Origin of the sequence: Halorubrum sp. CBA1125, from assembly GCF_009742825.1 — an archaeon.
Taxonomy (GTDB): domain Archaea; phylum Halobacteriota; class Halobacteria; order Halobacteriales; family Haloferacaceae; genus Halorubrum.
Genome location: NZ_WPCE01000113.1, coordinates 1 through 9,618, shown reverse-complemented (window position 1 = coordinate 9,618; position 9,618 = coordinate 1). Strand labels below are relative to the sequence as shown.

6 protein-coding genes and 3 pseudogenes are annotated in these 9,618 nt (G+C 71.5%); 7 read left to right on the top strand and 2 right to left on the bottom strand.

Annotation, left to right across the window (positions count from 1 at the left end; all coding sequences use genetic code 11):
- From GJ633_RS10710 to GJ633_RS10700, 3 genes and pseudogenes are all read left to right on the top strand, one after another.
- Positions 1 to 248: pseudogene (locus GJ633_RS10710) on the top strand (hypothetical protein); the annotation flags it as partial.
- A 141-nt stretch (positions 249 to 389) separates the two neighbouring features.
- A complete protein-coding gene (locus tag GJ633_RS10705; RefSeq protein WP_156588822.1) occupies positions 390 to 2,390 on the top strand; it encodes an ABC transporter substrate-binding protein in 2,001 nt (666 codons plus the stop codon).
- Positions 2,387 to 3,217 carry a phosphatase PAP2 family protein gene (locus tag GJ633_RS10700; protein ID WP_156588821.1) on the top strand — a complete coding sequence of 277 codons (831 nt, stop codon included), beginning with the start codon at positions 2,387 to 2,389 and terminating at the stop codon, positions 3,215 to 3,217. Before GJ633_RS10705 ends, GJ633_RS10700 begins: the two co-directional genes overlap by 4 nt.
- 66 nt (positions 3,218 to 3,283) lie before the next feature.
- Here the strand turns inward: GJ633_RS10700 and GJ633_RS10695 are convergent, their stop codons facing one another.
- The gene (locus GJ633_RS10695; RefSeq protein WP_156588820.1) at positions 3,284 to 4,012 is read right to left on the bottom strand and encodes a DsbA family protein; all 729 of its coding nucleotides are present in this window, start codon (positions 4,010 to 4,012) and stop codon (positions 3,284 to 3,286) included.
- A gap of 86 nt (positions 4,013 to 4,098) precedes the next feature.
- Here GJ633_RS10695 and thiD point away from each other — a divergent pair.
- Positions 4,099 to 4,930 (top strand): annotated as a pseudogene (thiD, locus tag GJ633_RS10690) (bifunctional hydroxymethylpyrimidine kinase/phosphomethylpyrimidine kinase).
- A gap of 17 nt (positions 4,931 to 4,947) precedes the next feature.
- On the opposite strand, the gene GJ633_RS10685 reads toward thiD, so the two are convergent.
- Positions 4,948 to 5,745 (bottom strand): ZIP family metal transporter, encoded by a 798-nt coding sequence (locus tag GJ633_RS10685; protein WP_156588819.1) that lies wholly within the window; start codon positions 5,743 to 5,745, stop codon positions 4,948 to 4,950.
- Positions 5,746 to 5,897: 152 nt separating this feature from the next.
- Between GJ633_RS10685 and mutS the strand changes: the two genes are divergently transcribed.
- The 3 genes and pseudogenes from mutS to GJ633_RS10670 all read left to right on the top strand — a co-directional run.
- Positions 5,898 to 8,693 carry a DNA mismatch repair protein MutS gene (gene mutS, locus GJ633_RS10680; protein ID WP_156588818.1) on the top strand — a complete coding sequence of 932 codons (2,796 nt, stop codon included), beginning with the start codon at positions 5,898 to 5,900 and terminating at the stop codon, positions 8,691 to 8,693.
- Between the two features lie 147 nt (positions 8,694 to 8,840).
- Positions 8,841 to 9,191 carry a cell division protein SepF gene (sepF, locus tag GJ633_RS10675; protein WP_156588817.1) on the top strand — a complete coding sequence of 117 codons (351 nt, stop codon included), beginning with the start codon at positions 8,841 to 8,843 and terminating at the stop codon, positions 9,189 to 9,191.
- Positions 9,192 to 9,298: 107 nt separating this feature from the next.
- Positions 9,299 to 9,618 (top strand): annotated as a pseudogene (locus tag GJ633_RS10670) (NAD-dependent epimerase/dehydratase family protein); the annotation flags it as partial.

The following is a 9,618-nucleotide window of genomic DNA, read 5'->3' as shown; positions in this document are numbered from 1 at the left end:
GGGCGCGCGAGTGCGACCCCACCGCGGCCGCGCTGGCCGTCGGGACCGGTCTCGGCGCCGGGTTCGTCGCCGACTTCGCCGCGCTCGGGGTCGCGGTGCCGCCGGACCTCCTCGTCCACCGGGTCGCGCTGCTGTCGGCCCTGGGGGTGGTCGCGACGGGACGCGCGGCGGCGGACCGACCCGCGCTCGCGGCCGGTCTCGCCGCCTGGCTGGTCGGGCTGGCGCTTCCGCTCGCAGACGTGATCTGACGCCCCGCCGTTCCCGTTCTCGGCGTCGGTGTCGGCATCGTTCTCGATCGGTCCTCGGCCGCCGTCGTTCGGCGTGATTCGGCGACGGGACGGCCGTACCACAGAAGAAATATATGCCGGGGACAAAACCCATCTGAACGGATGACTCGACACGTCAGTCGGCGAGAGACGCTCGCGGCGGTCGGTTTGGCGGCCGCGAGCGCCGGCTGTCTCGGTCGAGCCCGCAACATCGTGGGACGCGACCGTCCCTCACAGCTCACCCTGGAGATCAACGCCATCCCGGCGGACGCCGACCCGAACGGCATTCGGATCGCGAGGCACCTCGCCGAACACCTCGGTGCCGTGGGCGTCGACGCCCGCATCAACACGCTGGAGTTGACCGCCCTCCAGCGGAAGGTGTTCGTCAACCACGACTTCGACGTGTACGTCGGTCAGTTCGGCGAGACGAAACCGTTCGACCCCGACGCGCTGTACGCGCTCACCCACTCGCGGTTCGTCGCCGAGGCGGGCTGGCAGAACCCGTTCGGGTTCACCGACCTCGACGTCGACGAACTCCTCACGCGACAGCGCGAGGCCACAGACGGACGCGAGGAGGTCGTCGCCGACCTCCAGCGACGGCTGTGTGACCTGCAGCCGTTCAGCGTCGTCGCCTTCCCGGACGCGGTCACGGCCGTGCGTGACGACCGATTCGAGGGGTGGTCGTCCCGGTACCCGCTCTCGCTCGGCGGGCTGCTCGGACTCAGCGCGGTCGCCCCCGACGAGTCTCCCGAGAGCGACACCGGCGGTGACAACGCGACGGACTCCGACGACGACGCCCTCGGCGAGGACCTGAGGCGCAACGAAACGACAGACGAGAGCGCGACGGGCGTCGATATCGACCTCCCCGACGGCACGGACGACGGCGACACGGACGACGGCGATACGCTCACGCTCGTGACGACGGACGGACGAATCACGGAGAACTGGAACCCCATCGCGGTCGAATACCGGCGCCACGGGACGTTCTCCTCCATGCTGTACGACAAGCTCGCCGTCGCCGACGGCGAGACCACGATCCCGTGGCTCGCCGCGGACTGGGTGTGGGTCGACGACGAGACGATCGAGGTCGAGCTCCGCGACGCGACGTGGCACGACGGCGAGCCGGTAACCGCGGCCGACGTCGCGTTCACCTACGAGTTCCTCCGGGATACGTCGCTCGGCGAGACCGAGACGGCGGTCCCGTCACCGACGTTCCGGGGGCGGAGCACCGTGGTCGAGGGGACGTCGGTCGTCGACGACGCGACCGTCCGGCTCGCGGTCGGCGACGCCAACCGCGCGGTGGGCGAACGCGCGCTCCGGGTGCCGATCCTGCCCGAGGCGATCTGGCGGGAGCGCACCGACGTCGCCACGATCGCCGGGATGGAACTCGACACGGAGACCACGGAGGCGGTGGTGACGAACAACCGCGACCCGGTCGGCTCCGGTCCGCTCCGGTTCGTCGAGGCGACCGCGGAGGAGTCGGTCGTCTTCGAACGGAACCCGGACCACTTCCTCGTTCGCGGGGCGATCGACGTGGGGGAAACCGACGACGGGTCGACGGCGCCGGACGCACAGAGCGGGTCGACGGACGACCTGGTCGACGATCTCCTCGACGGCATCCCCAAGCGGTACCACGGCAAGCCGGCGTTCGACCGGCTCGTCGTGCGGGTGGCGCCCTCCGACGTCTCCGCGGTCCAGGCCATCGCCGACGGGCTCGCCGACGCGACGGTGTCGAACCTCGGTCCGGACGCCGTCCCGCGGATCGGACGGAGCCCCGACGCCCGGCTCGTGAGCGGGCGATCTGCCAGCTTCTCCCACGTCGGGTACAACACGCGGCGGGCGCCGCTGTCGAACCCGCGGTTCCGCGGAGTCCTCGCGTCGCTGCTCGACAAGGCGCTCCTCGCCGAGGAGGCGTTCGACGGGTACGCCACCCCCGCCACGTCGCCGCTCGCCGCCTCGCCGGAGTGGGTGCCGCCGGACCTGGAGTGGCGCGGCGACGAGGACCCGGTTCACCCGTTCATCGGCGAAGACGGCTCGTTCGACGCCGACGCGGCGCAGACCGCGCTCCGCGACGCGGGGTACCGCTTCGACGAGGAGGGACGGCTGCTCGCCGAGGATCCATGAGTCCGTTGGTGTCGGTCGTCCTCTCGATCCTCGGATCGGTCGGGTTGATGTTGCTCGTCGCGTCGGTCGCGATCGTCGGCCCCGGCCGGCTGTACGACATCGCCGGGGAGCTCCGTCCTCGACTGTGGAACGCCCGGCGGGAACTGGTCGTGCTCGCTGCGGTGCTCGTGGCGAGCGCCGTCGGCCGCGGGGCGCTCCAGACGGTCTCGGAGCTGTTCGGTCTCCGACTGACCGGGCTCATCTGGGCGCTGGAGGGGAACTTCGTCGGATGGCTGCAGGCGTCGTTCGCCTCGCCGGCGCTGACGGTGTACTTCTCGTGGGTGTACGTGTACGGGTACGTGTTCCTGCTCACGTTCCCGTTCGTCGCGTACCTCGCGCTCCCGGAGACGTCGACGCTGCGGCGGCTGCTCGTCGCGTACGCGCTCAACTACGCGATCGGGCTCGTGCTCTACACGGTCGTGTTCGCACACGGGCCGCGGAACCTGGACGTCGGAACCTCGCTGCTTTTCACCCACAACCCCGACGTCATGGCGCTGACGAGCAAGGTGAACGAGCGGACGAACGTCTTCCCCTCGCTGCACACGTCGCTTTCGGTGACCGTCGGGACCTTCGCCGTCCTGACGCGGCGGACCTACCCGGTGTGGACGCCGATCGCGGTGTGGCTCGCCGCGTCGGTCGTGGTCGCGACGATGTACCTCGGGATCCACTGGCTCATCGACGTGATCGGCGGGATCGTCCTCGCGCTCGGCTGCGTCGCCCTCGCGTATCGGATCGTCGACGCCGACCGACCCGACACGGGAGCGGCCGGTGACGACGCAATCGAGTGACGCTGCCGCGGGAGAGCGGCGACGGACCGTCGATCCGACCGACGCGTTCAGGTCCGGTCGACGCGTTCAGGTCCCATCGACGAGGCGTTCGAGCTGTTCGGGCGGGACCGCGCCGCGGGCGGCGTGGCCGTCGAACGCGAAGGTCGGGACGCCGGTGACTCCGTGCCGTCTGGCCGCCTCGAACAGGTCGGTCACGCGGTCGCGGAGCCGTGTGTCGCCGAGAGCCGTCTCGACGACGCCGGCGTCGATCCCCTCGACGTCGGCCGCGAGGTCGGCGAGGACCTCCCGGTCGCCGATGTCCCGGCCGTCCCGCCACAGCGCCTCGAAGACCGCCTCGTCGAACGCCGGCCACGCCTCGGGCGCGGTCTCTCTCACGTGGACCGAGACGACCTGCGCGGGCAGCGAGTCGACGTCGGTCGCGATCTCTTGGGCCATCTCGACGTCGTACCGCTCCCGCAGGCGGCGGACGTTCTCGCGGGCCTGCGCGTAGTAGTCGTCGTCTTTCCCGTCGTCGGCGTCGGGGTCGATCTCGCCGTCGGGGCCGCGCTTCCCGGCCCGGAGGTCGTACGGGTGCCAGTCGACCGCGAGCGGCTCCTCCCGGGTCGTCTGGTACCGCGCGAGCGACTGCCGGCCGAGGTAGCAGAACGGGCAGACGTAATCGGAGTAGACGGTGATCGACTCGGTCGCGTCGGCGGGGGCGGCGATCCCCGAACCGGTAGTGCCTCCGTCGGCCGTTTCGTCGCTCGTCGCGTCGGTGTCGTCGCTGGCCTCGTTGTCGGCGGCTGGATCGGTCATGGTTACTCGTTCGGCGCCGCGACGCAAAGGCGATCCGGCGGCGGCGATCGCCAGGTCTTATTACAACTGGATAGTACAACTCGTGTATGGGACCGGCGAGAGACCCGGCGTCGCCGCCGGTCGCGCTGACGGTCGCCGGCAGCGACAGCGGCGGCGGCGCGGGGATCCAGGCGGACCTGGCGGCGATGACCGCACACGGCGTCTTCGGCACCGCGGTCGTGACGGCGACGACCGCACAGAACACCCGTGGCGTCCGCGACGTCCACCCGGTCCCGGCCGACCACGTCGCGAGCCAGTACGACGCCGTCGTCGAGGACTTCGACGTCGCGGCGGTCAAGACGGGGATGCTGGCCACCGCCGAGACCGTCGAGACGGTGACCGAGGCGGTCGCCGACGCGGACCGGCCGGTCGTCGTCGACCCGGTGATGGTCGCGGCGAGCGGCGACCGGCTGCTGTCGCCCGCCGCCGAGGACGCCTACGCGGACCTGGTCGCGGCGTCGACGCTCGTCACGCCGAACGCCGACGAGGCAGCGGTGCTGACGGGCGACCCGGTCGAGACGCCGGCGGACGCCGAGCGCGCCGGGCGCGACCTCGTCGCCGCCGGCGCCGAGGCGGCGCTGGTGAAGGGCGGCCACCTGAACGAGGACGCGGCGACGGTCGTCGACACGCTCGTGCTCGGCCCCCCCGGCCGACCCGACCGTCGAGCGCGTCGAGAGTCCCCGCGTCGACACGGACGCGACGCACGGCTCCGGCTGCGTCCTGTCGAGCGCGGTCGCGGCCCGGCTGGCCCGGGGCGAGCCGCTCCGCGAGGCCGTCGCCGACGCGGTCGCGGCGATGAGCGAGGCGGTTCGCCGCGGATACGACGTCGGCGACGGCCCGGGAGCGGTGAACCCGACGGTCCTCGACGGCAGGGGATGATCGAGCGGTGCCGGGGGTCAGAGGAACGCGAGCGGGGCCATCAGCGCGGTCCCGAGCGCGAGCCCGGCGGCGAGCGTCGGCTTGCCGCCCCGCGGGAGGTCGGCGCCGGTGTCGAGCGCCTCCGGCACGAACTCGGTGAGCACGAGGTAGATCATCGCGCCGGCGGCGAACCCGAAGCCGTACGGGAGGAACTCCCGGGCGAACCGGACGAACGCGAACGCGATGACGGCGCCGACCGGCTGGGGCAGACTGGAGAACACCGACCACCAGACCATCTTCCACTTCGAGACGCCCATCGCACGCAGGGGAATCGAGATGGCGGTCCCCTCGGGAATGTTGTGGATCGAGATCGCGACCGTCATGAACACGGCCAAAAGCGGGACAGTGAACCCGAACAGCTCCGTGCCGCCTTCGAGACCGAGGTCGGCGAAGGCGACCCCGACGGCGACCCCCTCCGGGAAGCTGTGGACCGTCAGCACGCCGAGGATCAACACGAGCTTCTTGAAGTCCGCTTCCGCGTACTCGCGCGGGTCGATGTCGGCGTCCAGCAGCACGTCGTGGGCCAGGACGACGAGGACGACCCCGGCGAGCATCCCGACGCCGATCTCCACGGGCGTCCCCTCGGCGAGCCCCTCCTGGACGAGTCCGAACAGCGACGCCGACAGCATGATCCCGGAGGCGAACCCCCACAGCGCCACGTTCCCGCGGTCGCTGATCGACTCGAAAAAGAAGAACGGGAGGGCTCCGACGCCGGTCGCAAGCGCCGTCACCACCCCGGCGACGAAGACGAACGCGAACGCGTCGAGCGCGACCATGTGACGGGATTCGGATAACCGGCAGTTAACACCACCGAGGAGTGTCACCGGCCGGCGACGCGAGCACGGGCCCCTGATCCGGACCGCGTCCCGTCGTGACCGCCGACCGGCACCCGCAGGGTTTTACCCGCCCACGGCGGGAGTAAGGGTATATGGCTACGGGGATCGTCGGGGAGTTCCTCGATCTCAAGGCGGAGACGGACGCGGACGTCCTCGCGATGCAGTGCGGCGACTTCTACGAGTTCTTCGCCGACGACGCCGAACTGGTCGCGGACGAACTGGACCTGACGGTGTCACAGAAGTCCTCGCACGGCTCGTCGTACCCGATGGCGGGCGTCCCGCTCTCGGAGCTGACCCCGTACGTGAAGGCGCTCGTCGAGCGGGGCTACCGGGTCGCGGTCGCCGACCAGTACGAGACCGACGCCGGCGACCACGCCCGCGAGATCACCCGGGTCGTCACGCCCGGGACCCTCCTGGAGACGAGCGACGACGACGCCCGCTACCTCGCGGCGGTCGTGCGCGAGGGCGACGGCGGCGGCCGCGGGACCGACGACGGCCGCGCCGACAGCGGCTGCGACCACGGCCCCTACGGGCTCGCGCTCGCGGACGTCACCACCGGTCGGTTCCTCGTGACCGAACTCGACGACGCGAGCGACCTCCGCGCGGAGCTGTACCGGTTCGACCCGGCCGAGGTGCTGCCCGGGCCCGGCCTCCGCAACGACGACGACCTGCTCGCCGCGGTCCGCGAGGACCTCTCCGGGTCGGTCTCCGTCTTCGACGCGGAGGCGTTCGCGCCCGGCCGCGCCCGCCACGCGGTCAGCGAGCAGTTCGGCGACGAGGCGGCCGACAGCGTCGGGATCGACTCCGAGCCGGCGATCCGCGCGGCGGGCGCGGTCCTGGCGTACGTCGAGGAGACCGGCGCCGGCGTGCTGGCGTCCATCACCCGACTCACCGCCTACGGCGACGGCGACCACGTCGACGTCGACGCCACGACCCAGCGCAACCTCGAACTCACCGAGACGATGCGCGGCGACGCCGACGGCACCCTCTTCGAGACGGTCGACCACACCGTCACCGCGGCGGGCGGCCGGCGCCTCCGCGAGTGGCTCACGCGGCCGCGGCGCGACCGGGACGCGCTGGAGCGGCGGCTCGACGCGGTCGAGGCGCTGGCGTCGGCTGCGCTCGCGCGCGATCGCGTTCGCGAGGTGCTCGGAGACGCCGCCGACCTCGAACGGCTCGCCGCCCGGACGACGAGCGGGAGCGCGGGCGCGCGAGAACTCCTCTCGGTGCGGGACACCCTCGCGCTGGTGCCGGCGCTGGCCGACGCGGTCGCGGAGACGACTCTCGCCGACTCGCCGGTGGCCGCGGTCCTCGACGGCGTCGACCGCGAGCGGACGAGCGCGCTCCGCGAGGAGCTCGCGGACGCGCTCGCGGAGGACCCGCCGCAGACGAAGACGCAGGGCGGGCTGCTCCGGAAGGGGTACGACGACGAGCTGGACGAGCTGATCGAGCGCCACGAGGCGGTGACCGAGTGGCTCGACACGCTCGCGGAGCGCGAGAAGCGGGAGCACGGGCTGAGCCACGTCACCGTCGACCGCAACAAGACGGACGGCTACTACATCCAGGTGGGCAAGTCGGTGGCGGATCGGGTCCCCGAGGGCTACCGCGAGATCAAGACGCTGAAGAACTCAAAGCGGTTCGTCACCGACGAGCTCGAAGAGCGGGAACGCGAGGTGCTCCGCCTGGAGGAGGCCCGCGGCGAGCTGGAGTACGAGCTGTTCGAGGCGCTGCGCGAGCGGGTCGCCGCCGACGCCGAGCTGCTCCAGGACGTCGGGCGGGCGATAGCGGAGATCGACGCGCTCGCTTCCCTCGCGACCCACGCCGCCGGCAACGACTGGACCCGGCCGACGCTCACCGACGAGCGCCGGCTCGACGTCGAGGCCGGGCGACACCCCGTGGTCGAGCGGACGACGGACTTCGTGCCGAACGACCTCGAACTCGACGCCGAACGGGGGTTCCTCATCGTCACCGGTCCGAACATGAGCGGGAAGTCGACGTACATGCGGCAGGCGGCGCTGATCCAGCTGCTCGCGCAGGCCGGGTCGTTCGTCCCCGCGCGGGCGGCCGAGGTGGGGCTCGTCGACGGGATCTACACCCGCGTGGGCGCGCTCGACGAGCTGGCGCAGGGGCGGTCGACGTTCATGGTCGAGATGCAGGAGCTGTCGAACATCCTCCACTCGGCGACCGCGGACTCGTTGGTGATCTTAGACGAGGTCGGCCGCGGTACCGCCACCTACGACGGGATCTCCATCGCGTGGGCGGCCACGGAGTACCTCCACAACGAGGTCCGCGCGCGCACCCTCTTTGCCACCCACTACCACGAGCTGACGACGCTCGCGGACCACCTCCCGCGCGTCGAGAACGTCCACGTCGCAGTCGACGAGCGCGACGGCGAGGTGACCTTCCTCCGGACCGTCCGCGACGGCCCGACGAACCGGTCGTACGGGGTCCACGTCGCCGACCTCGCCGGCGTCCCGGACCCGGTCGTCTCCCGGGCCGCGGAGGTGCTCGACCGGCTCCGCGCGGAGAAGGCGATCGAGGCGAGAGGCGGCTCGCGGGACGGTGCGGACAGCGCCGGCCACGGGAGCCGTGACGGGAACGCGGACGGCGAGGGAGGCGACACGAAGCAGGTCGTCTTCGACCTCTCGTCGGGGTCGTTCGCGGCGGCCGACGAGCGGTCGCGGCCGGCGGGTGCGGGCGCGACGGGGCGATCCTCCGCCGACGGGTCCACAGCTGACGGGTCGGCCGACGGCGGCACGGCGACGGCCGGCGTCGACCCGGAGACGGCGGCCGTGATCGAGGAGCTGAGCTCGGTCGACGTCGCCGAGACTACGCCGGTCGAGCTGCTCTCGCGGGTTCAGGAGTGGCAAGAGCGGCTGGATCGGTGATCGGGGTCGGCCGCTCGGACGCCGTACCTGACGTCGCGCGGCCGCCTGACCTCGTGCAGCCGCCTGTCGTCACGCGGCCGCCTGGCGTCGCGTCCGACCCGATTGTCTGACGTAAGAACTAATGTTCGACCTCGACGTGTTGTGTGTATGGGCATCATGAGCAAGATCCTCGGCGGGGGCGGGAACCGCTCCGTCGACGACTACGTCGAGCTCGACCTCGACGACTTCGCCGAGGCGCACGCAGAGACTGGAATGCAGGTACACATCGCGGAGATCGGCGATCAGAGCGACGTCATCCCGATCAAAGACGCCGTCTACGACGGCGACTTCGTCATCGCCGACATCACGCGCCACTCCACGTCGGACCGGACGATCGAGCACATCATCGACGAGCTGCGGCAGGTCGCCCAGGAGGTCGACGGCGACATCGTCCAGAAGGGCGACGACCAGATCGTCGTCACGCCCACCGGCGTCAGCGTCTCGCGGGAGAAGCTGTAGGCACCTCGAAGACGGGATTTCAGCAACTCAGGCGCGTATACTGCCCGTATCGGCGCTTACGGCTGAACCGTGTCATATATGCCCGTCTCGCGCCCATGTAGGACCGAATGGACGAGCCGGTCTTGCTGACGGGCGCCGGCGGACGGGTGGGTCAGGCCATCCTCCACGGTATCGGGGACGCGTACGAGTGGCGGCTCCTCGACCGGGAGCCGCTCCCGAGAGCAAGGTGCCCGCCGGCGTCAGCGACGCCGACCTGTACGTCGCCGACATCACCGACGAGCGCTCCGTCCGCGAGGCGGTGGACGGCGTCGGGGCGGTGATCCACCTCGCCGGCGATCCCCGGAAGACGGCGCCGTGGGACTCGGTGCTCCGGAACAACATCGACGGGACGCAGGTCGTGATGCGCGCGGCCGCGGACGCCGGCGTC

Excerpts from the sequence above, each read along its gene's own strand:
- GJ633_RS10700 (WP_156588821.1), top strand. The coding sequence starts at position 2,387 with ATGAGTCCGTTGGTGTCGGTCGTCCTCTCGATCCTCGGATCGGTCGGG.
- GJ633_RS10695 (WP_156588820.1), bottom strand. The coding sequence starts at position 4,012 with ATGACCGATCCAGCCGCCGACAACGAGGCCAGCGACGACACCGACGCG.
- GJ633_RS10685 (WP_156588819.1), bottom strand. The coding sequence starts at position 5,745 with ATGGTCGCGCTCGACGCGTTCGCGTTCGTCTTCGTCGCCGGGGTGGTG.
- mutS (WP_156588818.1), top strand. The coding sequence starts at position 5,898 with ATGGCTACGGGGATCGTCGGGGAGTTCCTCGATCTCAAGGCGGAGACG.
- sepF (WP_156588817.1), top strand. The coding sequence starts at position 8,841 with ATGGGCATCATGAGCAAGATCCTCGGCGGGGGCGGGAACCGCTCCGTC.
- GJ633_RS10705 (WP_156588822.1), top strand. The coding sequence starts at position 390 with ATGACTCGACACGTCAGTCGGCGAGAGACGCTCGCGGCGGTCGGTTTG.